This window comes from Haliscomenobacter sp., assembly GCF_040403615.1.
In the GTDB taxonomy this organism is placed as follows: domain Bacteria; phylum Bacteroidota; class Bacteroidia; order Chitinophagales; family Saprospiraceae; genus Haliscomenobacter.
This window is the reverse complement of sequence record NZ_JBBAKG010000029.1, coordinates 30,813-54,091: the sequence shown is the minus strand read 5'-3', so window position 1 is coordinate 54,091 and position 23,279 is coordinate 30,813. Positions and strand designations below refer to the sequence as shown.

Sequence of the window (23,279 nt, the reverse complement as noted above, 5' to 3'; positions counted from 1 at the left end):
TAACCGCTCAAATCAGAAAAGATGTCTCGAGTAGGTAAAGCTCCAATTCAACTTCCCAAGGGGGTAGACATAGATGTCAGCAAAGGCAATTTAGTTACAGTTAAAGGCCCTAAAGGTCAACTGCAACAAAAAATCGATCCAGACCTTACCCTCGAAATGAACGATGGTGTGCTGGAAATCAAACGCCCAACTGATCAAAAACGCCACCGTGAAGTTCACGGGTTGTTTCGCGCACTCATCAATAATATGGTGACTGGTGTTTCCGAAGGATATATTCGCGAAATGGAAATATTCGGGGTAGGTTTCCGTGCTGCCAGTAATGGCCAGTGGCTGGAATTGAGCCTTGGTTACTCCCACCCGATTTTGTTCCGCATTCCACAGGAAATCAAAATCGAAACGCGTCAAGATAAAGGTCAAAACCCGATCATTAAGCTTGAGTGCATTGACAAAGAATTGCTGGGTCAAGTGTGTGCCAAAATTCGCAGCTTGCGTAAACCCGAGCCTTACAAAGGTAAAGGTATCCGGTTTGTTGGTGAAGAAATTCGCCGCAAAGCAGGCAAGACCAGCGGTAAGAAGTAGCGGCAACCCTACGTGGTTGCCCAGTATCGGCAACCTTACTTGGTTGCCAACGGGTAACCACACAGGGTTACCCCAACTTGATTACCCCAACTAAACAAAAAAGGGACCTTGGGTTTGGCAACATTGCCCTACACTAAGATCATAAATAAATTGACATGCAACTCACAAAAGCAAATAGAAGACGCCGGATTCACAACCGCGTCCGTAAAAAAATTACGGGCACACCTGCGAGACCCCGTCTTGCTGTATACCGCAGCAATAAAGCCATCTATGCTCAAATCATCGATGACCTTGCTGGACACACACTTGTTTCTGCTTCATCCATGGAAGAAGCAGTTGTAAAAAGTGTAAACAAGACTGAACAAGCCAAAGCCGTGGGCAAAATCCTGGCTGAACGTGCAGTTCAAGCGAAAATTGGCGCCGTTGTATTTGACCGCGGCGGTTATCTGTACCATGGTCGTGTTAAAGCGTTAGCCGATGGCGCACGCGAAGCAGGACTATCTTTCTAAAAAACCATTAACCATAAAAGATAATGGCTAAACAGAGTGCAAACAGGGTAACACCTGCAGAAACAGAACTCAAAGAAAAGCTGGTACAGCTCAACCGTGTAGCGAAAGTTACCAAAGGTGGTCGTACATTTAGCTTCGCTGCGATTGTAGTAGTAGGAGATGGCAAAGGTACCGTCGGACATGGCTTGGGAAAAGCCCGCGACGTATCCGAGGCTATCGCCAAAGCAGTGGATGATGCCAAGAAAAACTTGGTACGCGTTCCATTGTACAAGGGAACCATTCCTCACGAAGTAAAAGGCAAATTCAAGGCGGGTAGCGTCTTTATCAAGCCAGCTTCCGATGGTACAGGTGTAATTGCGGGTGGTGCCATGCGTGCCGTACTCGAAATTGCAGGTATTCACAATGTATTGGCAAAATCACAGGGTTCTTCTAACCCTCACAACGTAGTAAAAGCTACCATTACGGCGCTTTCTCTGCTGCGTGATCCAGGTGTAATTGCCAAACAACGGAATATCTCTTTGGATAAAATGTTCAATGGTTGATCGGGCGCCATGTCCGCATCGTTTTGTAAATGCTTAAAACAAGAAGATCATGGCTAAGATCAAAATTACCAAGGTCAAAAGCACGATCGATCGTCCTAAAAATCAAAAACTTACCATGACAGCTCTCGGGCTGAACAAGATAAGTTCAACAGTAGTGCATGAAGCTACTCCACAGATTTTAGGAATGGTTCGGGTTGTAGCCCACCTCGTGAAGGTGGAAGATGTGAAGGAATAATTTCTTTGACAAATGGCAACGCTCAGCGAGAAACAGTTATTTTTTATAACTTGCATCTTCATCGCTGATTTGCTCAAAACATAATGCAATGGAATTGCATAATTTGAAACCTGCAGAAGGTTCTAACAAAAGTAGAAAACGTATTGCACGTGGTCAGGGATCTGGTCACGGAGGTACTTCTACTCGTGGTCACAAAGGGGATGGGTCTCGTTCTGGACACTACACCAAACGTAACTTTGAAGGCGGTCAGATGCCGTTGCAAATGCGTTTGCCAAAAGTAGGGTTCAAAAACCCAAACCGCGTGAGCTACGTACCGTTTAATCTTGGTCAACTCCAGGACTTTGCTGAAAAATTCAATCTAGATACCATCTCTAAAGAATGGCTTCTCGAAAAGGGGTACATCAGTCGCACGGATAAAGTAAAAATCCTAGGTGCTGGTGAACTGACTGCTAAGTTAAACGTAAGTGTACACGCTTGTTCTGCATCTGCCAAGGAAGCTATTGAAAAGCTTGGCGGAAGCATCAACATCGCTTAATTCTGAACGATGAAAAGGTTTTTTACCACTCTGCGTAACATTTGGGAGATCAAGGAATTGCGTACGCGCATCTTGTTCACTTTGGGAATGATTTTCATTTTCCGGGTGGGCTCCTTTATCGTCCTTCCGGGCGTGCTTCCTTCAGTACTGAAAGCACAATCCCAAAATGATGACAACTCACTTTTGGGGTTGATCAATGCCTTTACAGGCGGTGCCTTTAGTCAGGCCTCCGTTTTCGCACTGGGTATCATGCCCTACATTACGGCATCGATTATCATTCAGTTGTTGGGCTTTGCAGTTCCGTATTTCCAACGTTTGCAATCCAAAGAAGGAGAATCTGGCCGCAAAAAGCTGAATTCCATCACACGTTTGCTGACCGTTGCCATTACCCTGGTTCAGGGTGGCGGATACCTGCGGTACCTGTTCTTCCTGAAAGCAGTTGATCCCAATATTCCTCAAGGTATTTTCTGGTTTTCCAACATCATCATCCTGGCTGCCGGTACGGTATTTGCGATGTGGTTGGGCGAGCGGATTACCGACCGCGGTTTGGGCAACGGTACGTCGTTGATCATCATGGCCGGTATCATCGCACGTCTTCCGTTCGCGCTGGGATTCGAATTCCAATCTCAGTTGGACAGCAATGGCTTGTTGTTCTTTGTGGTCGAAATGGCGCTGTGGTTCGGAGTTGTGTTGCTCTCCATTATGATTATCCAGGCAGTTCGAAAGATACCCATCCAAATGGCCAAAAAAGCCGTTGGACGTGCCAGTGGAACAGACATGAGATCTGAACAGGATTTTATTCCGCTCAAACTCAATGCTTCTGGTGTAATGCCTATCATCTTTGCTCAGGCTTTGATGTTCCTGCCCACTACTGCTTCTCAGTTTAGTTCTACAGGTGGTGTTACATCTACTGGATGGTTGGCTGCTTTGAGTGACTTTACAAGTGTACCTTACAACGTAATCTACTTCTTGTTGATCGTTGTATTTACATATGTCTACACGGCTTTGATTGTCAACCCTCAGAACTACGCGGAATACCTGAAACGCAATAATGCTTTCATTCCTTCGGTGAAGCCTGGTCAGCCTACTGCTGATTACATTGATGCCATTACCTCGCGGATTACCCTGCCAGGTGCGGTGTTTTTGGGACTCATCGCTATTTTGCCAGCATTCGCGTCTGCGATTGGAATCAATCGCAACTTCGCGGTATTCTTTGGAGGAACATCGGTATTGATCATGATTTCCGTTATTCTGGATACGTTGCAGCAAATTGAAAGCCACTTGTTGATGCGTAAATACGAAGGTCTGGCCAAATCTGGCCGGATTCAGGGACGTGCATCGCAAAGCCGTCTCCAAGGTATTGGTGACTCTATATAACCGGGTTTTTCACAGAAAATTCGCTTGATTAAAGGCGGTTGGTGAAATTGCCAGTCGCCTTTAATTGCTAATTATCCTGAGCTTTAGTGCCGCATCGCAGAATGCATACGTTGCTCAGCCTCAATTTTGGCGCTATGGTATATTACAAAACGGACGAAGAGGTAGAATTCATTCGCAAAAGCTGTCTGCTGGTTTGCGACGCTTTGGCGCATGTGGCTTCCATCATTCGTCCTGGAATTACTGCCAAAGAGATTGATGATGCCGCTGAAACTTTGATTCGTGATCATGGGGCACACCCCGCATTCAAAGGGTATCGGGGATTTCCCGCTACGCTATGCGTTTCCATCAATGAGCAGGTTGTACATGGCATTCCTACCGATTCCATCATCTTCAAAGATGGAGATATTGTATCGGTTGACTGCGGAGTACAATGGAATGGTTTTTTTGGCGATGCAGCCTACACTTTCCCGCTAGGCAATGTAAATGACAAAGTGATGGAACTGTGTCGGGTTACCAAAACATCGCTGTACAAGGGCATAGAACAGGCCGTATCGGGTCGTCGGATTGGTGACGTTAGCTTCGCTATCCAAAACTACGTGGAGAAGGAATTCCATTATGGAATCGTAAGAGAATTGGTGGGGCATGGTGTAGGCCGAAACCTGCATGAAGATCCTGAAGTTCCCAATTACGGTAAACGGGGAAAAGGCATCAAACTACAAGAAGGATTGGTTATCGCAATCGAGCCCATGGTTAACTTGGGTAAAAAGGAAGTTGTCACTGCTAAAGATGGTTGGACGGTAGCTTCCAAAGATCGCCAACCTTCCGCGCATTATGAACACACCGTTGTGGTGCGCCGCAACAAAGCAGATATACTCTCTAATCATGTACCCATTGAGGAAGCAATATCCAGGAATGGCGAGGTTAGAGCAGTGAGTTTGAAAGGGGCAATGGCCTTAGAACCAGCCTAATAAGGATTATTGTCTGTTTACTGTAATTTTTTTCACTGAATGAGGAGGAAAATAAGCAAACATGCTTATCTTTGCACTCCGAAATCGGACTATGGCTAAAAAAGATTTGATCAAACAAGACGGGATTATTGAAGAAGCACTCTCCAACGCAATGTTCAGGGTGCGGCTCGAAAATGATCACCAAATCATTGCCACCATTTCCGGAAAAATGCGGATGAACTACATCCGAATTCTTCCAGGTGACAAAGTTTCGGTGGAAATGTCTCCTTACGATTTAACGAGGGGACGCATCATTTACCGCTACAAGTAATTACCATCCTCTGTTTGTAAATACCTGATAAACTACTCGAACCATGAAAGTTAGAGCATCTGTTAAGAAACGATCTGTCGATTGTAAGATCGTTCGCAGAAAAGGCAAGGTTTACATCATTAACAAGAAAAATCCAAAGCTTAAGCAACGCCAGGGTTAATCCCTAGTTTTGTTTGGATCATCAAAAGCACACGAAGATGGCTCGTATCGCAGGTATCGATTTACCAAGACACAAGCGCGGCGTTATTGCCCTTACTTATATCTTTGGCGTTGGTTCAACCACCGCAAAGCAAGTATTGGCTAAAGCTGACGTGAGTGAGGATATTAAAGTGGAAGCTTGGACTGACGAAAACATTCGCGAGATCTCTCGCATCGTCACTTCCGAGTACAAAACTGAAGGTGAACTTAAGACAGAAGTTACGATGAGTATCAAGCGCTTGCAGGACGTTGCCTGTTACCGCGGATTGCGTCATCGTAAAGGACTACCTCTGCGTGGACAACGTACCCGTACGAATGCTCGTACGCGTAAAGGCCCACGTAAAACGGTGGCTAATAAGAAGAAAGCAACCAAGTAATATCGGCATAGAAGAAGTCGAAGCTTTTGGGGCCAACTCACAGTTTGAACCGTGGGAAATCCGCCAAAACAACTTCACTGTTCTTTTATGTGCCTGATTCAAAAACATTTTTAAATGGCAAAGGCGAATAAGAAAGTTAAGAAGCGCAATGTTAAAGTTGAATCCGAAGGGTACGCATTTGTACAAGCGACATTCAACAACATCATTGTCTCTATAACAAACAAAACTGGCCAGGTAATATCCTGGTCTTCAGCAGGTAAGTCGGGTTTTAAAGGTTCTAAAAAGAACACCCCTTATGCCGCTCAGGTGGCTGCGACAGATGCAGGTAAGGTAGCTTACGATGCGGGCATGCGTGTTGCTGAAGTTTTCGTTAAAGGTCCGGGCTCTGGCCGTGAAGCCGCTATCCGCGCGCTTGACCAAGCTGGCATCCGTGTTACGAAAATTAAAGATGTAACGCCGGTTCCCCACAATGGCTGCCGCCCTCCGAAACGTAGACGTGTATAATCATTAAAAGCAATTCATCACAATGGCAAGATATACGGGTCCAAAGACCAAGAAAGCAAGATCGTTCGGAGAAGCCATCTACGGTCCAGATAAATACTTTGAACGCCGCAAATTTGCTCCTGGACAGCATGGACAAAGCCGCAAGCGCAAACAGCGTTCTGATTACGCGGTTCAGTTGACTGAAAAGCAAAAGGCTAAATATATTTATGGTGTTTTGGAGCGTCAGTTCCGAGGCACTTTTGAAAGAGCTACAGCCAAGCACGGGGTAACCGGTGAATGGTTGCTCAAATTACTCGAAGCTCGTTTGGACAACGTGGTTTTTCGCCTTGGTTTGGCGCGTACCCGCAGTGGTGCCCGTCAATTGGTAAGCCATAAACACATCCTGGTCAACGGTATTGTGTCCAACAGCCCTTCGCATCAGTTGCGTCCAGATGACGTGATCTCCATTCGTGGTAAGTCACAGAGCATGGACATTATTAAGGATAGCGTTGCTAACCGTGGCTCTGAGTCACGCAAATATACTTGGTTGGAGTTCAACCCTGACAAACTTGAAGGCCGCTTCATCGAATATCCTTCTCGGGAAATGATTCCAGAGAAGATCAATGAGCAGCTGATTGTCGAATTGTACTCTAAGTAATCGCATCGTTTTGGTACACAAAGGTTTTATTTTATAGCTGGAAAACAATCCGTTCAGGGCTATAAAATAAAGCCTTTAGGTGCTTTAACATACTTTGTTTGGATCAACGCTGGAAGACGTTCCTGCGTTCAGAGACCGGTCATTTAATCCTTCTCAAAGTCCATATTCCGCATATGAGCATTCTTAATTTCCAGAAGCCGGATAAGATCGTAATGCAAAAAGCAAACGATTTTGAAGGTCTTTTTGAGTTTAAACCCCTTGAACCAGGCTTCGGTCAAACTGTAGGGAACTCTCTTCGCCGAGTGTTGCTTTCTTCTTTGGAAGGCTATGCAATTTCTGCTGTGCGCATCGCAGGTGTCGATCATGAATTCGGTACCATTCGTGGCGTAGTAGAAGACGTAGTGGAGATCATCTTGAACCTCAAGCAAGTTCGCCTGAAAAAGATTTCAGGAGACGATGACGTCAACACCGAAAAAGTCTACTTAACCATCAATGGTAAAGAAGAATTTCGGGCAGGAGACATCGAAGACCACACCAATGCATTCCGGGTGATGAACCCTGAGCTGTTGTTGTGTACGATGGAGCCTTTCGTCAACCTTGAGGTGGAATTTACCATTACCAAAGGTCGTGGTTATGTTCCAGCAGATGACAATTTGCCGAAAGATGCACCAATCGGAGTAATCCCGGTAGATGCCATCTACACACCCATCAAAAACGTGTCTTACCGCATTGAAAATACGCGGGTAGGCCAACGTACGGATTATGAAAAGCTGACCATCGAGGTGAAAACGGACGGAACCATCCACCCGGAAGATGCCATCAAGGAAGCTTCGCGTATCCTGATCCAGCACTTGATGCTGATCACCGACGAAAACATTACTTTCGATGATGCTTCCAGCCGCGAAGACAACATTGTGGATGAGCACATCCTCCACATGCGCAAGCTGCTGAAAACTTCACTCGAAGATCTGGATCTTTCGGTTCGTGCTTACAACTGTCTCAAGGCAGCTAAAATCAACACCTTGGCTGAATTGGTACACTACGACACCCACGAATTGCTCAAGTTCCGCAACTTCGGTAAAAAATCACTCGTTGAAATCGAAGAACTCCTGCAAGAAAAAGGACTCACCTTCGGTATGGACTTGTCCAAGTACAAACTCGACGAAGAATAGATGGCAACCCACGACTTCAGTCGTGGGAGCCCACATAGGATGCAACCCATGGCTTTAGCCGTGGGAGATTCAAGGCAACCTATCCAAGTATAAACCCATGACTTTAGTCGTGGGCATTCGATGAACCCGCGCGACTCAGGTCGTGCACCCTGCAATAACCTGTGCAAATCATCTGCACGGTGTTGCGAAGACAACAACTCAATAAAATGAGACACGGAAAAAAACACAACCACCTTGGCCGTAAGGCTGAGCACCGTCAGGCACTGTTGGCGAACCTGACCATTGCCCTGATCACGCACAAGCGGATCACGACTACCTTGGCCAAAGCAAAGGCATTGCGCGTTCACATGGAACCGTTGGTGACCAAAGCTAAAGACGACTCTACCCACAACCGCCGCGTAGTGTTCAGCTACCTTCAGAACAAGGAAGCGATCAAGGAGTTGTTTGACGTAGTCGGACCAAAAATTGGCGATCGCCCAGGTGGTTACCTGCGCATCATCAAAATCGGTTTCCGCAGAAGTGATGCTTCGGATATGGCCATGATTGAGTTTGTTGACTTCAACGACCTGTACAATCCAGGTGGTGCAGAAACGAAGACTACCAACAAAGTACGTCGTTCTCGCCGGGGTAGTGGTGCCAAAGGCAAAACCGAAACAACAACTGCTGAAGTGGTGGAAACGGAAGCAACTGAGGTTGTCGATACAACTGAAGAGGCTGCTGCCGAAACACCTGAAGATAAGGAATAAGCCAGTTTGGCTGCTGATTTCAGAAAAAGGGCGATACCAAGGTTTTGGTGTCGCCTTTTTTTGTATGAAGAAATGAGATCCTATTCGATAGCCATTTTTTAGTCCTACAGAAAAAATTCACCAATCTGCACATTTCCTTCCAATCTTTCCCAATCAATCACTAATTTTGCAGCCAAATTGATGAGATGGAAGATAAGTACAGCAAGGAACCCAATTATACCCCTGCAATCTTGTTACTGGAAGATGGGACAGTTTACCACGGCAAAGCTGCCGGAAAAATTGGAACCACCACCGGAGAAATATGTTTCAATACCGGGATGACCGGATACCAGGAAATTTTTACGGATCCTTCTTACTATGGCCAATTGTTGGTGACCACCAACGCCCACATCGGGAACTATGGCACCAAAAACAGTGAAGTGGAATCGGGCAGCATCAAAATTGCCGGACTCATCTGCAAAAACTTCACCACGCAGTATTCTCGCCAGCAAGCCGACGACGATATCCAGGATTATTTTGAGCATGAATCGCTGGTAGGCATCTCTGATGTCGATACCCGTGCAATTGTGCGCCACATTCGCCACAAAGGTGCGATGAATGCCATTATTTCATCCGAAATTTTGGATATTGCAGCATTGAAAAAGCAGCTGGCTCAAGTACCTTCAATGGACGGTTTGGAGCTGGCCTCCAAAGTAAGCACCACTGAGGCCTACCTCATTGGCGACCCCAATGCGCAGTACAGGGTGGCAGTACTTGATTTTGGTACCAAGCGAAACATCCTGGAATGCATGGCCCAACGCGGTTGTTACCTCAAAGTATTTCCGGCCAAAACCCGTTTGCCTGAGTTGCAGGAGTTCAATCCAGACGGCTTTTTCTTTTCAAATGGCCCTGGCGATCCGGCAGCGATGGATTATGCGATCAGTACCGCCAAAGAGATTCTCCAGCAAGACAAGCCGATCTTCGGCATTTGTTTGGGGCATCAATTGCTGGCACTGGCGCTGGACATTCCGACCTACAAGATGTTCAACGGCCACCGGGGCATCAACCACCCGGTCAAGAACCTGCTGACAGGGCATTGTGAGATCACCAGCCAAAACCACGGTTTTGCGGTAGATCCCAAGGCCATTACGGCCAACGAACGGGTAGAAATTACCCACGTGAACCTCAATGACGATACCATTGAGGGCATTCGGGTGAAGGACAAAAAAGCCTTCTCCGTACAGTACCATCCGGAGGCAGCTCCTGGACCACACGATGCTCGATATCTCTTTGACGATTTCGTCAAAATGATGCAATAAACCACTGGCCGGAGGGATTCGGCGCACCTTTTTCACCAAACAACACAACGACTTATGAGTACCATTGTTGATGTTCACGCCCGGCAAATCCTGGATTCCCGCGGCAACCCAACTGTAGAAGTAGAAGTAACCACTGAAGACGGCTACTTTGGCCGTGCCGCCGTTCCTTCTGGCGCTTCTACTGGTAAGCATGAAGCTGTGGAGCTCCGTGACAATGACAAAAGCCAGTACCTCGGCAAAGGCGTAACCAAAGCAGTCAGCAATATAATCGAAGAGATTGCAGATGAACTGATCGGTCTGGATGCCACTGAGCAAGTATACATCGACAAGCTGCTCATCGAGCTGGATGGTACCGAAAATAAAGGCAAACTGGGTGCCAACGCCATTCTGGGTGTTTCTTTGGCCGTGGCCAAAGCAGCAGCTGAAGCCAGCGGACAGCCCTTGTACCGCTACGTAGGTGGTGTAAATGCAGTTACCCTGCCTGTTCCGATGATGAACATCCTCAACGGTGGTTCTCACGCAGACAACAGCATCGATTTCCAGGAATTCATGATCATGCCAATTGGCGCACCTACTTTTTCTGAGGCACTGCGCTGGGGAGCTGAGGTTTTCCACCACCTCAAAAACGTATTGAAGAAAAGCGGTTATTCTACCAACGTAGGTGATGAAGGCGGTTTTGCCCCCAACATCAAATCCAACGAAGAAGCCATCGAAATCGTGTTGAAAGCGATTGAAGTGGCGGGCTACCGCCCAGGTGAAGACATCTTCATCGCTATGGACGCTGCTGCATCTGAGTTTTACAACGAAGAAGAAAAAGTATACCACTTCCACAAATCCAGTGGCGACAAACTGACTTCATCAGAAATGATCAGCTACTGGAAAGGCTGGGTAGACAAATACCCGATCGTATCGATCGAAGATGGTTTGGCAGAAGACGATTGGGATACCTGGGCAGAAATGACCAAGGTGTTGGGCAATCGCCTGCAAATTGTAGGTGACGATTTCTTTGTAACCAACACCAAGCGCCTACGCCAAGGTATTGACAGAAATGCAGCCAACTCTATTTTGATCAAGGTCAACCAGATCGGTACTTTGACTGAAACCATTCAGGCTGTCGATTTGGCTACCCGCAATGCGTATACTTCGGTAATGAGCCACCGTTCTGGCGAAACTGAAGATACTACCATCGCCGATTTAGCCGTTGCATTGAATACAGGACAAATCAAAACAGGCTCTTTGTCTCGTTCTGATCGGGTCGCTAAATACAACCAGTTGCTGCGCATCGAAGAAGAACTGGCTGAAGCAGCGGTTTATCCTGGAGCAAGCATTTTCCGTTGGCGGTAGGGGAAACCCTACGTGGTTTGCCCTCCCTACGTGGTTGCCCCTACCGGGCGGCCACATAGGGCCGCCCCGACGGGTATTCCGAAAAAATCTGAAAATTCATGAGTACGAATCCAATCCAACCTTTTGTCAACCTGATTCCGGCACCGTTTCGGAATCGGTACATTCTGTTGTTGACGGTTTTCTTTTTCTGGATGATTTTCATCGACAAGCACGATGTGATCACCCAATGGAGATTGCAAAAGACAAAAGACAAGTTGGAGCAGGACAAGGCTTACTACGCCAAAAAAATTCAGGAGGCCAAGCGCGAGCGCAAAAACCTGCAAAGAAATGGCGAACAGTTTGCCCGGGAAAAGTACTACATGAAAAAGGAAGGGGAGGATGTGTTTATTATTGAAGAAGAAAAATAAGTTTTAAGTTTTAGGGTTACTCGCCACCGGTCGCCAAGCGAAGTCGAGGCGCCTGGTGGCGAGTAACCCTAAAAGCTGAAACCCTAAAAATTGAATAAAAAATGGCGGTTCTCGTTAACAAAGATTCCCGAATCATTATACAGGGATTCACTGGCAAGGAAGGTACTTTCCATGGTACCCAGATGTTGGAGTACAAAACAAACTTGATTGGTGGGGTTACTCCGGGCAAGGGAGGAACGACCCATTTGGATAAACCAGTTTGGGATACGGTTGAGCAAGCCGTAAAACTGGGTGGAGCAGATGTATCGGTGATTTTTGTACCGCCTCCATTTGCTGCTGATGCCATCATGGAAGCTGCTGATGCCGGCATCAAAGTCATCATCTGTATTACGGAAGGTATTCCGGTACAGGATATGGTGAAAGTAAAAGCTTATGTCGACAACAGCGATAGTCGCCTGATCGGCCCTAACTGTCCAGGCGTAATCACTCCTGACGAAGCGAAGTGTGGCATCATGCCCGGCTTCATTCACCGCAAAGGTACCATCGGCATCGTTTCTCGCTCTGGTACTTTGACTTACGAAGCCGTGGATCAAGTGACCAAAGCTGGCTTGGGTCAGTCTACTTGCATCGGTATCGGTGGAGACCCCATCGTAGGTACTTCTACCAAAGAAGCGGTTGAATTGTTGATGAACGATCCTGAAACCGAAGCCATCATCATGATTGGTGAAATCGGCGGCGGCATGGAAGCAGAAGCAGCGTACTACGTGAAAGCGCACGGTACCAAGCCTGTGATCGGTTTCATCGCGGGTCAAACTGCGCCTAAAGGCCGTAAAATGGGTCACGCCGGTGCGATCATCGGTGGGGCTGAAGATACAGCAGAAGCCAAAATGAAAATCATGGAAGAGTGCGGTATCCACGTGGTGAAGTCTCCAGCAGAATTGGGACATACCGTACTGAAGGCATTGGGTAAATAGTTACTACCTGTATAGAAAAGCAAAGAGTAAAGTTTCATGCGAGGCTTTACCCTTTGCTTTTTTATAGTCTTGTCGTAAAATCACCTTTACTCCTCCAGTTTCAAAGGAATGCGATTCAATCTTTTGCCAGTCAATTGAAACACTGCATTGGCAATTGCTGCTCCGATGGGGCCGATGGGCGGTTCGCCCATTCCGCGAGGATTTTCACCACTGGATAGCAATACCACTTCAATATCAGGGGCATCCCGGATGAAGGCCATTTGATAAAAACCAAAGGTATTGGGTTGCATTTTGCCATCTTTGATGGTAATCTCTTCAAACATGCTGGCGCTCAGGCCCATGATGATGGCTCCTTCAGTTTGGGCTTTAACCCCGTCGGGGTTGATGATCAGTCCGGGATCGATGGCACATATCACCTTGTTGACCTTGATTTTTCCATCTTTGATTTCTACCTCAGCGATTTGGGCAACTGGAGTGCCAACATCGATAGAACAGGCAATCCCACGCGCTTTTCCAGCAGGAAGAGGTTTGTCCCATTCGGCTTGTTTTGCAGCGGCTTTCAGCACACTTTTCAACAATTTACCCTTTTCGTTGTCGGCGAGGTGTTTTAGGCGAAACGCCAACGGATCTTGCTTGGCTTCGTGGGCCAGTTCATCCATAAAGGATTCGATGGCAAAAGTGTTGGACAAAAGCCCCAGTCCACGCCACCAACTGGTTTTGAAAGGAAGCTCAGCATGCCAGGCCACCGTTTTGTAATTGGGAATCGCCTTGTATTGGATCATTCCGCCTCGCCAGGCACCAAAGTCGGCACCTACCACCGCTTTGGCTACATCATTGCTCATCGGTAAAAAAACAGACAGAAGTGAACTATCAAAAGCCACATCGCTACTGGCGGTATGGTGTTCGATGGATTCGATATTGCCGTCTTTGTTCAATTTAGCCTTGAGTACGTTGTGTGAAGGTGGGCGCAAAATGCCATTTTGAAACTCTTCGGTCCGTTCAAAAAACACATGAACGGGTTTGCCAACTGCTTTGGATAGAAGTGCTGCCTCAACGGCATGAGGGGTTTCCAAGCGGCGACCAAATCCTCCACCCAGGTATTGGGGCTGTACATCCACGTCTTCTTCCTTAATGTTCAGGGCTTTGGCAACTTCTTTGCGGGTGAGGTTGGCCACTTGAGTACTGAGTTTTACGGTAGCTTTGCCATTTTGGTAATGCGCCGAAGCACCGTTGGGTTCAATATGCGCGTGTGCCCCCATTGGAGTGAAGTATTCTCTGGTAAAAACGTTTTCACCCGTTAATGCTACACTTCCTTCGGTTTGAATGACCACGTCATTGCCAGCGCCTACTTTGATCAACGCATCCACATCGGCCTGTTGAAGCAATTTTTCTGGCATCTGCCATTTGACGTCCACTTGGTGTTTGGCATCTTCGGCCTGAACTCGGGATTCGGCCACCACGCCGATAAAATCCTTTTCAATAACTACTTTGATCACTCCGGGCATCTGTGCGGCCTTTCCAGGCGTGGCACTGATGAATTTTGCTCCCACTACAGGAGGACGCAGCACCGAGCCATAAAGCATATCCGGGAAAGAACCGTCGATGCCAAAGATTGGCTCTCCTTTTACTTTGGCGACCAGGTCAATCCTAGGCAATGCTTTGCCTATAAACTTAAACTGGCTTTTCGATTTCAGGGTTGGTGGGTCAATTTTGAAGTCCCAGTTGCTGGCTTTTTCAGCAACTTCTCCATAAGTCATAGTTTTGCCTCCCCCCGCAATTTCGCCATTTTTTGCCGAAAGCGCATTTACGGAAACCCCCATCAATTCAGCTGCGTTGACCTTCAGCATCTCACGCATGGTGGCTGCCAGGGCACGCAAGGGTTCGTAAAGACCTGATACAGATAAGCTACCACCAGTAGAAACAAAGTCAATAGGGCCTTGAGCTGTACTTGCATGTACAACAGTAATTTTTTCCCAGTCTACTTCTAATTCCTCAGCAGCAATTTGCGCCAATGCCGTAAAAATTCCTTGACCCATTTCGACCTTGGGCGAGCGTAAAATTATTTGATTGTCTGGCTTGATTTCAAACCAGATGTAAGCATCAAACTTATTGTCAAAAGGCAGAATGGCTTCTTCGACTGTTTGAGCCAGCATTCTTCTCAGCGGCCCACGTCCAAGCAAACCTACGCCAAAAAGTACCCCTAAACCAACTCCAGAACGGATGATGAACTTACGACGATTGAATGTTTTCTTTGCCATGGTTGGATGCGGTTTAAAGGTTGTTTTTCAAAGCGACAGCCCGATGAATGGCTTTGCGCATGCGGTAATAAGTACCACAACGGCACAGATTGGTGATGTTGTCGTCGATGTCTTCGTCACTTGGATTCGGGATTTTGTCCAGCAAGTTGGCAACAGCCATCATAAAACCTGGCTGGCAATACCCACACTGCGGTACTACTTCATCAATCCAGGCTTGTTGCACTGGATGCAGACTGCCCTCTGGAGCAAGTCCTTCAATGGTGGTGATGTTTTTCCCTTGGGCGTTTTGAGCGGAATAAGAGCAAGAGCGCACGGCATCGCCATCGATGTGTAAGGTACAAGCACCACACATGGCTTTGCCGCAACCAAATTTGGTTCCTTTCAGGTTCAATACGTCCCGGACTACCCACAGCAAGGGCATATTTTCAGGTACATCTACCGATTGGGGGGAACCGTTAAGGGTGAATTCTATTTTCATGTCTGCGGGTGTTTGGTATTTCAAAATAAATACCGAGTAAAAATAATACGGTTTTGTTATAGTTTTACTGCCGATAACCTAAATGATACTTTTTCATAATCTGCAACAAAACGAAATGAGCGCAAAACGACAAGATTCTGCCCTGATTTTCATTTTCATCACGATGTTGATTGATGTAATCGGTTTGGGAATCATTATTCCGGTTATTCCCAAATTGATCATGGAACTCAGCGGCGAAGGACTCAGTTCTGCTGCACGTTACGGAGGCTGGATGATTTTTGCGTATGCTGCCATGCAGTTTGTTTTTTCGCCCATTCTAGGTGGATTGAGTGATCAGTATGGTCGGAGGCCGGTTTTGCTGTTTTCTTTGTTTGGGTTTGGGATCGATTACATCGTTATGGGTTTTGCACCAACCTTGACGTGGCTCTTTGTGGGGCGGATCATTGCAGGCATCACTGGTGCCAGTTTCACCACCGCTGGAGCCTACATTGCCGATGTAAGTGCACCTGAAAAACGGGCCCAAAATTTTGGCCTGATTGGCGCTGCATTTGGGTTGGGATTTATTTTGGGGCCAGTCTTGGGAGGATTTCTTGGGACGTACGGATCCAGGGTTCCATTCTTTGTATCGGCAGCGCTTTCTTTGCTTAACTGGTTGTACGGCTATTTCATATTGCCAGAATCACTGAAACCAGAAAATCGCCGCAAGTTTGATTGGTCGCGTTCCAATCCCATCAATTCACTTTTGAATTTGCGGCGCTACCCCATTGTGCTTGGACTGGTTTTTCCCAACATACTCATCATGATTGCAGGTTTTGCTACCCAAAGCACCTGGACTTATTATTGTATAAGTAAATTTGGTTGGAATGAAAAAATGATTGGCCTGTCGCTAGGTTTTGTAGGCGTAATGGCTGCCGTAGTACAAGGCGGCCTCACCAGAGCAGTTATCCCCAAACTGGGTAACTTTCGATCCATTTCATTGGGTTTAATTCTATATGCCATTGGCTATTTGTTGTTTGCCCTGGCCAACCAAGGCTGGATGATGTTTGCCATAACGGTAATTGCCTCACTTGGTGGGATTGCCATGCCCGCACTTCAAGGGATCATGTCCAATCAGGTTCCGATGAATGAACAAGGCGAATTGCGGGGCGCGCTGACCAGTGTGATGAGCCTAACCTCGGTGATTGGCCCGCTGATTATGACCAATTTGTTTGCTTATTTTACTTCTGAAGCGGCACCATTTCAGCTTCCTGCGGCACCGTTTTGGTTGGGTTCAATCCTGACTTTTTTGAGTTGGTTGTTTATCATTCGGGCATTGAAAGGCTTGAAAATTTAGGAACTGGTTTAAAATCTCGTTTCCATGAACACTGAAAATAATCCAAAGTTACTTTCCTTGCTTATTCCCGCTTTCAATAGTGCCAAACGTTTGCGCCCTGCTTATGAGGCTTTGACCCAATGTCTTGAAAATGAGCAGATCCCGTTTGAATTGCTGATCATCGACGATGGATCAAAAGACGATACCTGGCAATTGATGAAAGCCATTGCAGCCGAAGATTCGCGGGTATACGTATACCGCATGAGCCGCAATTACACTTCACCTTATGTGCATTTTGCCGGCATGTCGGTTTGTAAAGGGGCGTGCATCACCTTTATGCCCGATGACCTTCAACGCCCTTTGGAAACCATGATCGAATGCTACCGTTTGTGGGAAAAAGGCCACAAGCTGGTGATTTCATACCGAACCTCCCGCAATGATGGCTGGTTCAACGACCTTTTTTCCAATACTTATTATAGAATCATGAATGCCCTTTCAGAGGTAACCTTTCCTCCTGGCGGGGCAGATGGTTTTTTGGCCGACCGCGAGATCATCGACATTATGAATTCGAGCATTCACCCGATTCATACTTCTTCGGTAGTAGAGGTATTGCGCCTGGGGTTTGATCCAGTTTTTGTGCCTTATGACCGCCCTTCCCGCCCAGGAAAATCCCGCTGGACCTGGAAGAAAAAGGTTCGCCTGGCAAAGGACACCTTTTTTGCGTCGTCCTCTTTTCCCATCAGGGCGATCACCTACCTTGGTTTTAATATTTCGCTATTGTGCCTGTTGGCCATCCCGTTTTTGATTTATGCCCGCTTTTTTGCAGAGAGCCATCTTTTTGGATTTGCTATTCCTGGCTGGACCACCATTATCACCCTGGTTGCCTTTTTCAATGGCTTGATGTTGTTTTGTTTGGGCATCGTGGCAGAATACATTTGGCGCATTTACGAAGAAGTGAAAGGTAGGCCAGGTTTTTTGCTCCGCAAAGACGATAAACAGGATTGAAGCCAATTCCGTTCGGCAATACGAAAAAAACTTCGATCCTGCTACATTAGTCCTATCTTTGTGCTGGAAAAAATGTGCAAAGCAATGACGCTGAAGGAAAAAATCCAACAACTCGCAATCACCCATCACTCCAAAATCGTGGCCATGCGCAGGCATCTCCACCAACACCCCGAGTTGTCTTTTGAAGAACACGAAACCGGAAAATTCGTGTCCACTCAGCTTCAAAGCTGGGCAATTCCACACCAAACTGGCATAGCTGGAACGGGAGTTGTAGCCTTGATTGAAGGCCGCAATCCAAGCAAAAATATTGTAGCCTTAAGGGCCGATATGGACGCTTTGCCCATACTGGAAGCCAACGACGTACCCTACAAATCACAAAATCCGGGCATAATGCATGCCTGTGGTCACGATGTACACACCGCATCACTCTTGGGCGCTGCACGAATTCTGCACGAAACCCGCACTGATTGGGAAGGCTCGATAAAGCTCATTTTTCAGCCTGCCGAAGAACGCCTTCCTGGCGGGGCATCGCTGATGATCAAAGAGGGTGTGTTGCACGATCCCAGCCCGGCTTCTATTGTTGGTCAACATGTACATCCGCCATTGGCAGCTGGCAAAGTAGGCTTTCGTGCAGGGCGTTATATGGGCTCTTGCGACGAACTCTACATCACCATCACGGGCAAAGGTGGTCACGGCGCAATGCCGCAGGATTGCATCGACCCCATTCTGATGGCCGCGCACCTGATTACCACCTTGCAGCAGATTGTCAGCCGCAACAACGACCCGACCATTCCAACGGTACTGACTTTTGGAAAGATCAACTCAACGGGTGGTGCTACCAATATCATCCCCAATGAGGTCAAGATCGAAGGCACTTTCCGTACCATGGACGAAACTTGGCGCCGGGCTGCACACCAAAAGATGAAGCACATGGCGGAGCATTTGATTGAAGGAATGGGAGGCAAAATCGACTTTTTTATCGATGTGGGTTATCCTTGTTTGCTCAATGACGAGCCGCTGACCTTGCGCATGCGCCAAGCTGCCGAAGCCTACCTGGGCACAGAAAACGTGGTTGACTTGCCGGTTCGACTTACTGCGGAAGATTTTTCGTATTACTCTCAAGAGTTGCCCGCCTGTTTTTACCGTTTGGGAACGGGCAATGTGAGCAGAGGAATTACCTCTCCGGTGCACTCAGATACTTTCGATATAGATGAGGAAGCGCTTAAAGTGGGTGCTGGACTGATGGCCTGGTTGGCTCTTGAAGAATTGAAAGAATAATGAAAAAGCGGTGACATACACTGCATGTCACCGCTTTTTTGATCAAAGCCTAAATTTATGGGCACTTAGCCAGGCTGATTGCCCGACGAGCGAATATTGACCAATTTTTTCAAAAGGTCAAACCAGAAAGGGGCACCAAGGGAAACCGCCAATGCGGTGACAATCCAACCCAATACTTTGATGACCCAATCGCTGGGGGTCATACCTTGCAATTCTTCTGGGTGCCAGCCCAATCCAAGCGGGGATTTGGCCTGGTTGATTTCGTCATTGATCAAGTTATTCACTTGCTCCCATTGCTGTTCTACCGTTCCACCACTTTGAATACCCAGGTCAGATTTTTTGGCATAGGCTTCGGCCATGGATACAATCTCTTTCAACTCTTCAGGGTTGGACTCCAGGCGCTGGTATAAAGAGATGGTGTCGGCATTGAATACAATGGCCACCACCAGTCCGACAAAAGTGACCAGAATTTGAATGTTTCGCTTGTACCAACCGGCAGCGCGATCCATCACATCGTTGAACCAATTGCGCATTTTGGTTTTGAATTCTTCCAATTCATAGCCCGCATCGTTGAGCAACTGTTTCAAGACTTTTTTGAGTTCTTCGTTGGGCAGCTCCTCAATCTTTTGCGTCAATTTGCCAGAATCTTCGCCATTGAGGATGAGGTCCATCAGAATGGATTGAAAATTCTCGGCGCTGAGGTAGGAGGGGGGGCGTGATTTGGCATTGCCTCGGTAATTGCTCAATTGTTTGTAAAGCGCATTGCTCTTGAAGCTTTGAAAAAGCTCACCTTCTTTCAAACCCGTTGCCAGCATATTGCGGATGGCCTTCTCCAGGTTTTGTCCACGCAGTGCAAACATTGAGGAAATGAGCTCCATAATGGTGGTCACCAAAAGGCTCAACAGCAGCAATAAAAAAACAAGTCCAATGACTACTTGAATCAGTCCGATCATGGTATTCAGGTGTTTCGACTGGAAAGTTAGCGTTAAAATAGAGGATTGGGTAATGCTTAGTTAAATTGTTGGATTTTATTTTTACTCAGTTAAAATTTTCTGACTACATGTTTCTGGAATAACAAGAATATTTTTCTCAGAAATCAAAGGCTTTCTTTTAATCTTCACATCCGTAGGCAGCTTCGCTGCTGTATTTATTCACCACCTTAGGCACTTCAGACACCTAAGAGTCACCTGAGGCAATACAGCTTGGATTCTAAGGTGCATCTCAAGTGTCTGAAGTGTCTAAGGTGGTGAAAAATCGAATCAGCGAAGCTGCCTGAGTAATGTGAGTTAAATCACTGAAATAATCTAAGACCCTAAAGCCTCATTTCAAGGTCCCTTCAAACAACTTGAAAATCCGCTTATACTCATCTGCCCAACTGCTGGGCTCTACAAAACCATGGTCTTCGACGGGGAAAACCGCCAACTCCCACTTGTCTTTTTTCAACTCGATCAATTTTTGAGAAAGCCGGACAATGTCCTGAAAATGCACATTCACATCCACCATGCCGTGCAACATCAAGAGGTTGCCCTTGAGTCCCTCGGCGAAATATATTGGTGAACTGCGGCGGTAGGCCAGGCTGTCTTCCACTGGCGTGTTTAGAATATTGGAAGTGTAACCGTGGTTGTAATGTGCCCAATCGGTCACCGAGCGCAATCCTGCCCCACTTTTGAAAGTTTCTGGAGCGTTGAAAAGTGCCATCAGCGTGATGAAACCTCCGTAAGAACCTCCGTAGAGGCCGATGTTTTGGGGATTGACCTTTTGGGTACTCACCAGGTATTTTGCGCCATCTACATGGTCATCCAGGTCTTTGCCGCCCATGTGGCGATAGATTGCAGTACGCCAATCGCGGCCATAACCTGCACTGCCCCGATAGTCGATGTCCAGCACGGTGTAACCCTGATCGGCCAGGAAGTTGTTGAACATGAACTCCCGGAAATAAGTACTCCACCACTGGTGTACGTTTTGCAAGTAACCCGCACCGTGCACAAATATTACCGCAGGACGGGATGCTGCAGCCTTGTTGGGCTTGTACAAACGAGCAGGCACTTTTACGCCATCCCGTGCAGTGAACCACACAATTTCTGGCGCCCGCCAAGGGTAGGCTTTGAAGGCCGCAGTGGTAGAACTGGTCAATTGCAATGGCGTTGCGCCGATTTTATTGGGCATCCAATACAATTCCCAGGGCTGGTTGCTGTAGGAATAACGAATGGCCAGGGTGCTTTCATCGGGAGAGAGAACGACTTCATTGCCGCCTTTCAGGGTAGTTATCTTTTCCAGTTTACCGCCTGAAACAGGCAGTTTGTAAAAATGGCGCTCGTGTGGACCTTCGGCACTGGCGGTCAGGAAAAAAGATTGGCCATCGCGCGAAAGACTGGATTCCAGGACTTCAAAGTTGCCGCTGGTCAAGGCTTTTTTGGTTCCATTTGCTACATTGAGGGTGTACAAGTGTGAATATCCAGTTGCTTCAGATTGGTACCAGATGGTTTGATTGTCGGGTAACCAACCTACGCCACCTCCAAAACCACCAATTCCGGGGCCGCCAATCCATGCATCGTCGTGCTGGCGTTCGAGGAGTTTGAGCTGTCCAGTGGGCAAATCCAGGAGCATGATCCAGCGGTCTTTGCTGTCGAGTGCCCGTATGGAAACTACGGCTTTGCCATCGTCGGAGAAAGCGGGCCCAGTAATCACTACTTCGCGGGGCTTGTCGTATTTGGGATTGTAGGGTTTGTCTCCCCGGTGGTATTCTTTCAGGAAAGCGGGTTTGTCGTAAATGCCTTCGATCTTTTTGGTGTCAATCAGGTAAAAGGTATCCCGGGTGCGGTCGTAGATGCCAAATTCATAGGTATCCTGTGGAGCGCCAACCTTGGTGCGGGAGGAAATGTCTTCGGTGAAACCTGATTCGCTCACGTAATTGGGTACATCGGTATTTTTGGATTCAGCGCGTTTGGTGTAGCGGAACGTAACGAAACGCAAATCCGGACTGGCCTGGATACCTCCAACGAGTCTGCTGCCCGCATTGATTTCCTTGGGGCGTTTGACTTGAAGTGACTTGTTCAAGCGTTCGCGGGCGTCGCGTTGGCCTTTGCGCCAGCGGAGTACCTCAAACAAGTCCATTTGGTCTTCCTTGAGCCATTCTTCGTTTTCGAGTGGCTTGGCACTGGAGCGGGTTTGGCTACTGCGGAAATTGGTGAGTTGGCTAATGCCTCCGGTTGCGGCTTCCCAGGCAAAGAGATTGTTGTTGCTCAGCCAGGTAATGCTTTTTTCATCTCCACTAAAACGTGGATTGCCTTCATTGTCCAGGGTATTGGTGATTTGTTGCACTTTGCCAGAGGCTACTTCCAACAGAAAAATATCTCCACTTCTGCTGAAAACCTTGCGCCTAAAATCCCGGCTGTACACGCCACCGCCAATCGTATTGCGTTGCTCCTCCAGGCTTACCTTTTCGGGTTTGCCGTTGGGCAGTACTACTTTGTACAATGCAGCAAGGGTATCCATGCTGGGATTCCAGTTGAAGTAAATGGTTTTGTTGTCTTCTCCCCAGGAAATGTTTTCGGGTGAAAAACCTACAAAACGATCGCCTTGCATGATCTTGTCGATGCTCAGGTTAGCGGGCGATTGGGCGATGGCCATGAACAAGCTTCCGGTAACCAGGAGCATAGAGGTAATGATTCTTTTCATGTCAGGTTTGTAATGTATGCCTGACAAGATCGAAAAAAAATAGACAATCAAAAAAAGGAAAGCGATATTGATGCCGAACGGCAAGGGTAGGGGAGTGAATGGCAGGAACTTTGGGATCAAAGAACGGTTGAAAAATCGAAGTGGGCAATGCTGCTACCCACTCCGATTTTCCATTGTCTTAATCCTGCTTCATCCATTTAACAACCTGGCGCTCGCCATTCAGTTGAACTTCCAGTAAATACCAGCCAATCGGCATACTCTGTACATTCAATGAGGAGGCATTTTTTCCGGGTACCGCATCCAGAGACAACTGTCGCAAAACCGTTCCGGTTGGATGCATGATGCGTACGGTAGCACGCGAGGTGCTTTCTGCATGATTCTCGAAATTCAAGTACAAATCCGACCTAGTCGGATTGGGGTAAATATTGAGCAACATGCTAGGTTGAGCAGCTGTCTTTTGAGCCGGTGCGTTCAATTGCAGCTCCGGAGATTTTGGTGTTTCCAACCCATTTCCTAACGTGATCTTCATAAAATTGCTTGACAATTGGAAACAATTGT

General features: G+C 47.2%; 26 protein-coding genes. 21 read left to right on the top strand and 5 right to left on the bottom strand.

Annotated features, from left to right (window positions below; genetic code table 11):
• Positions 1–21 precede the first annotated feature (21 nt).
• From rplF to sucD, 18 genes are all read left to right on the top strand, one after another.
• The gene (rplF, locus tag ABW391_RS11370) at positions 22–579 is read left to right on the top strand and encodes a 50S ribosomal protein L6 (RefSeq protein WP_353481985.1); all 558 of its coding nucleotides are present in this window, start codon (positions 22–24) and stop codon (positions 577–579) included.
• Between the two features lie 155 nt (positions 580–734).
• A complete protein-coding gene (gene rplR / locus ABW391_RS11365) occupies positions 735–1,088 on the top strand; it encodes a 50S ribosomal protein L18 (RefSeq protein ID WP_353481984.1) in 354 nt (117 codons plus the stop codon).
• Positions 1,089–1,111: 23 nt separating this feature from the next.
• Positions 1,112–1,630, top strand: a complete 519-nt coding sequence (gene rpsE / locus ABW391_RS11360) for a 30S ribosomal protein S5 (RefSeq protein ID WP_353481983.1) — start codon at positions 1,112–1,114, stop codon at positions 1,628–1,630.
• A 49-nt stretch (positions 1,631–1,679) separates the two neighbouring features.
• Positions 1,680–1,865: a 50S ribosomal protein L30 gene (gene rpmD, locus ABW391_RS11355; RefSeq protein WP_353481982.1), complete on the top strand. Its 186-nt coding sequence runs from the start codon at positions 1,680–1,682 to the stop codon at positions 1,863–1,865.
• Between the two features lie 88 nt (positions 1,866–1,953).
• Positions 1,954–2,400 (top strand): 50S ribosomal protein L15, encoded by a 447-nt coding sequence (gene rplO / locus ABW391_RS11350; protein ID WP_353481981.1) that lies wholly within the window; start codon positions 1,954–1,956, stop codon positions 2,398–2,400.
• A 9-nt stretch (positions 2,401–2,409) separates the two neighbouring features.
• Positions 2,410–3,777 (top strand): preprotein translocase subunit SecY, encoded by a 1,368-nt coding sequence (secY, locus tag ABW391_RS11345; RefSeq protein ID WP_353481980.1) that lies wholly within the window; start codon positions 2,410–2,412, stop codon positions 3,775–3,777.
• Positions 3,778–3,911: 134 nt separating this feature from the next.
• Positions 3,912–4,745 (top strand): type I methionyl aminopeptidase, encoded by an 834-nt coding sequence (gene map, locus ABW391_RS11340; protein ID WP_353481979.1) that lies wholly within the window; start codon positions 3,912–3,914, stop codon positions 4,743–4,745.
• Between the two features lie 91 nt (positions 4,746–4,836).
• On the top strand, positions 4,837–5,055 hold the full coding sequence (gene infA / locus ABW391_RS11335) for a translation initiation factor IF-1 (RefSeq protein WP_353482010.1): 219 nt from the start codon (positions 4,837–4,839) through the stop codon (positions 5,053–5,055).
• 43 nt (positions 5,056–5,098) lie between these two features.
• Positions 5,099–5,215 carry a 50S ribosomal protein L36 gene (rpmJ, locus tag ABW391_RS11330; RefSeq protein WP_044234117.1) on the top strand — a complete coding sequence of 39 codons (117 nt, stop codon included), beginning with the start codon at positions 5,099–5,101 and terminating at the stop codon, positions 5,213–5,215.
• Positions 5,216–5,252: 37 nt separating this feature from the next.
• The gene (gene rpsM, locus ABW391_RS11325; protein WP_353481978.1) at positions 5,253–5,630 is read left to right on the top strand and encodes a 30S ribosomal protein S13; all 378 of its coding nucleotides are present in this window, start codon (positions 5,253–5,255) and stop codon (positions 5,628–5,630) included.
• A gap of 114 nt (positions 5,631–5,744) precedes the next feature.
• On the top strand, positions 5,745–6,134 hold the full coding sequence (gene rpsK / locus ABW391_RS11320) for a 30S ribosomal protein S11 (RefSeq protein ID WP_353481977.1): 390 nt from the start codon (positions 5,745–5,747) through the stop codon (positions 6,132–6,134).
• 22 nt (positions 6,135–6,156) lie between these two features.
• Positions 6,157–6,771, top strand: coding sequence for a 30S ribosomal protein S4 (rpsD, locus tag ABW391_RS11315; protein WP_353481976.1), 615 nt, complete (start codon positions 6,157–6,159; stop codon positions 6,769–6,771).
• Between the two features lie 173 nt (positions 6,772–6,944).
• Positions 6,945–7,943 carry a DNA-directed RNA polymerase subunit alpha gene (locus tag ABW391_RS11310; RefSeq protein ID WP_353481975.1) on the top strand — a complete coding sequence of 333 codons (999 nt, stop codon included), beginning with the start codon at positions 6,945–6,947 and terminating at the stop codon, positions 7,941–7,943.
• A 206-nt stretch (positions 7,944–8,149) separates the two neighbouring features.
• A complete protein-coding gene (rplQ, locus tag ABW391_RS11305) occupies positions 8,150–8,689 on the top strand; it encodes a 50S ribosomal protein L17 (protein WP_353481974.1) in 540 nt (179 codons plus the stop codon).
• A 185-nt stretch (positions 8,690–8,874) separates the two neighbouring features.
• Positions 8,875–9,987 carry a glutamine-hydrolyzing carbamoyl-phosphate synthase small subunit gene (gene carA, locus ABW391_RS11300; RefSeq protein WP_353481973.1) on the top strand — a complete coding sequence of 371 codons (1,113 nt, stop codon included), beginning with the start codon at positions 8,875–8,877 and terminating at the stop codon, positions 9,985–9,987.
• A gap of 54 nt (positions 9,988–10,041) precedes the next feature.
• Positions 10,042–11,331 carry a phosphopyruvate hydratase gene (gene eno / locus ABW391_RS11295; protein ID WP_353481972.1) on the top strand — a complete coding sequence of 430 codons (1,290 nt, stop codon included), beginning with the start codon at positions 10,042–10,044 and terminating at the stop codon, positions 11,329–11,331.
• Between the two features lie 98 nt (positions 11,332–11,429).
• Positions 11,430–11,738 carry an FtsB family cell division protein gene (locus ABW391_RS11290; protein ID WP_353481971.1) on the top strand — a complete coding sequence of 103 codons (309 nt, stop codon included), beginning with the start codon at positions 11,430–11,432 and terminating at the stop codon, positions 11,736–11,738.
• 101 nt (positions 11,739–11,839) lie between these two features.
• On the top strand, positions 11,840–12,712 hold the full coding sequence (gene sucD / locus ABW391_RS11285) for a succinate--CoA ligase subunit alpha (RefSeq protein WP_353481970.1): 873 nt from the start codon (positions 11,840–11,842) through the stop codon (positions 12,710–12,712).
• An 86-nt stretch (positions 12,713–12,798) separates the two neighbouring features.
• Here sucD and ABW391_RS11280 read toward each other — a convergent pair whose 3' ends face one another.
• Positions 12,799–14,970 carry a xanthine dehydrogenase family protein molybdopterin-binding subunit gene (locus tag ABW391_RS11280; protein ID WP_353481969.1) on the bottom strand — a complete coding sequence of 724 codons (2,172 nt, stop codon included), beginning with the start codon at positions 14,968–14,970 and terminating at the stop codon, positions 12,799–12,801.
• Between the two features lie 13 nt (positions 14,971–14,983).
• The gene (locus ABW391_RS11275) at positions 14,984–15,448 is read right to left on the bottom strand and encodes a (2Fe-2S)-binding protein (RefSeq protein WP_353481968.1); all 465 of its coding nucleotides are present in this window, start codon (positions 15,446–15,448) and stop codon (positions 14,984–14,986) included.
• Between the two features lie 115 nt (positions 15,449–15,563).
• Between ABW391_RS11275 and ABW391_RS11270 the strand changes: the two genes are divergently transcribed.
• From ABW391_RS11270 to ABW391_RS11260, 3 genes are all read left to right on the top strand, one after another.
• Positions 15,564–16,781, top strand: coding sequence for a TCR/Tet family MFS transporter (locus ABW391_RS11270; RefSeq protein WP_353481967.1), 1,218 nt, complete (start codon positions 15,564–15,566; stop codon positions 16,779–16,781).
• Positions 16,782–16,805: 24 nt separating this feature from the next.
• The gene (locus tag ABW391_RS11265; protein WP_353481966.1) at positions 16,806–17,765 is read left to right on the top strand and encodes a glycosyltransferase family 2 protein; all 960 of its coding nucleotides are present in this window, start codon (positions 16,806–16,808) and stop codon (positions 17,763–17,765) included.
• An 84-nt stretch (positions 17,766–17,849) separates the two neighbouring features.
• Positions 17,850–19,043 (top strand): M20 metallopeptidase family protein, encoded by a 1,194-nt coding sequence (locus ABW391_RS11260; RefSeq protein ID WP_353481965.1) that lies wholly within the window; start codon positions 17,850–17,852, stop codon positions 19,041–19,043.
• Between the two features lie 65 nt (positions 19,044–19,108).
• Here ABW391_RS11260 and ABW391_RS11255 read toward each other — a convergent pair whose 3' ends face one another.
• The 3 genes from ABW391_RS11255 to ABW391_RS11245 form a co-directional block, all read right to left on the bottom strand.
• Complete coding sequence (locus ABW391_RS11255) at positions 19,109–19,996, bottom strand: hypothetical protein (RefSeq protein ID WP_353481964.1); 888 nt, start codon at positions 19,994–19,996, stop codon at positions 19,109–19,111.
• 367 nt (positions 19,997–20,363) lie between these two features.
• On the bottom strand, positions 20,364–22,721 hold the full coding sequence (locus ABW391_RS11250) for a S9 family peptidase (protein WP_353481963.1): 2,358 nt from the start codon (positions 22,719–22,721) through the stop codon (positions 20,364–20,366).
• 178 nt (positions 22,722–22,899) lie between these two features.
• On the bottom strand, positions 22,900–23,279 hold a 380-nt coding region (locus tag ABW391_RS11245; protein WP_353481962.1), incomplete at its 5' end, for a T9SS type A sorting domain-containing protein.

Bases quoted from the DNA above. Each gene is read 5' to 3' on its own strand.
- rplQ (WP_353481974.1), top strand. From the start codon at position 8,150: ATGAGACACGGAAAAAAACACAACCACCTTGGCCGTAAGGCTGAGCAC.
- ABW391_RS11270 (WP_353481967.1), top strand. From the start codon at position 15,564: ATGAGCGCAAAACGACAAGATTCTGCCCTGATTTTCATTTTCATCACG.
- ABW391_RS11280 (WP_353481969.1), bottom strand. From the start codon at position 14,970: ATGGCAAAGAAAACATTCAATCGTCGTAAGTTCATCATCCGTTCTGGA.
- carA (WP_353481973.1), top strand. From the start codon at position 8,875: ATGGAAGATAAGTACAGCAAGGAACCCAATTATACCCCTGCAATCTTG.
- rplO (WP_353481981.1), top strand. From the start codon at position 1,954: ATGGAATTGCATAATTTGAAACCTGCAGAAGGTTCTAACAAAAGTAGA.
- rpsK (WP_353481977.1), top strand. From the start codon at position 5,745: ATGGCAAAGGCGAATAAGAAAGTTAAGAAGCGCAATGTTAAAGTTGAA.
- ABW391_RS11310 (WP_353481975.1), top strand. From the start codon at position 6,945: ATGAGCATTCTTAATTTCCAGAAGCCGGATAAGATCGTAATGCAAAAA.
- ABW391_RS11255 (WP_353481964.1), bottom strand. From the start codon at position 19,996: ATGATCGGACTGATTCAAGTAGTCATTGGACTTGTTTTTTTATTGCTG.
- rplF (WP_353481985.1), top strand. From the start codon at position 22: ATGTCTCGAGTAGGTAAAGCTCCAATTCAACTTCCCAAGGGGGTAGAC.
- ABW391_RS11265 (WP_353481966.1), top strand. From the start codon at position 16,806: ATGAACACTGAAAATAATCCAAAGTTACTTTCCTTGCTTATTCCCGCT.
- ABW391_RS11250 (WP_353481963.1), bottom strand. From the start codon at position 22,721: ATGAAAAGAATCATTACCTCTATGCTCCTGGTTACCGGAAGCTTGTTC.
- ABW391_RS11275 (WP_353481968.1), bottom strand. From the start codon at position 15,448: ATGAAAATAGAATTCACCCTTAACGGTTCCCCCCAATCGGTAGATGTA.
- map (WP_353481979.1), top strand. From the start codon at position 3,912: ATGGTATATTACAAAACGGACGAAGAGGTAGAATTCATTCGCAAAAGC.
- eno (WP_353481972.1), top strand. From the start codon at position 10,042: ATGAGTACCATTGTTGATGTTCACGCCCGGCAAATCCTGGATTCCCGC.
- rpmJ (WP_044234117.1), top strand. From the start codon at position 5,099: ATGAAAGTTAGAGCATCTGTTAAGAAACGATCTGTCGATTGTAAGATC.
- rpsD (WP_353481976.1), top strand. From the start codon at position 6,157: ATGGCAAGATATACGGGTCCAAAGACCAAGAAAGCAAGATCGTTCGGA.
- ABW391_RS11260 (WP_353481965.1), top strand. From the start codon at position 17,850: ATGACGCTGAAGGAAAAAATCCAACAACTCGCAATCACCCATCACTCC.
- rpsM (WP_353481978.1), top strand. From the start codon at position 5,253: ATGGCTCGTATCGCAGGTATCGATTTACCAAGACACAAGCGCGGCGTT.
- rpsE (WP_353481983.1), top strand. From the start codon at position 1,112: ATGGCTAAACAGAGTGCAAACAGGGTAACACCTGCAGAAACAGAACTC.
- infA (WP_353482010.1), top strand. From the start codon at position 4,837: ATGGCTAAAAAAGATTTGATCAAACAAGACGGGATTATTGAAGAAGCA.
- rpmD (WP_353481982.1), top strand. From the start codon at position 1,680: ATGGCTAAGATCAAAATTACCAAGGTCAAAAGCACGATCGATCGTCCT.
- rplR (WP_353481984.1), top strand. From the start codon at position 735: ATGCAACTCACAAAAGCAAATAGAAGACGCCGGATTCACAACCGCGTC.
- ABW391_RS11290 (WP_353481971.1), top strand. From the start codon at position 11,430: ATGAGTACGAATCCAATCCAACCTTTTGTCAACCTGATTCCGGCACCG.
- sucD (WP_353481970.1), top strand. From the start codon at position 11,840: ATGGCGGTTCTCGTTAACAAAGATTCCCGAATCATTATACAGGGATTC.
- secY (WP_353481980.1), top strand. From the start codon at position 2,410: ATGAAAAGGTTTTTTACCACTCTGCGTAACATTTGGGAGATCAAGGAA.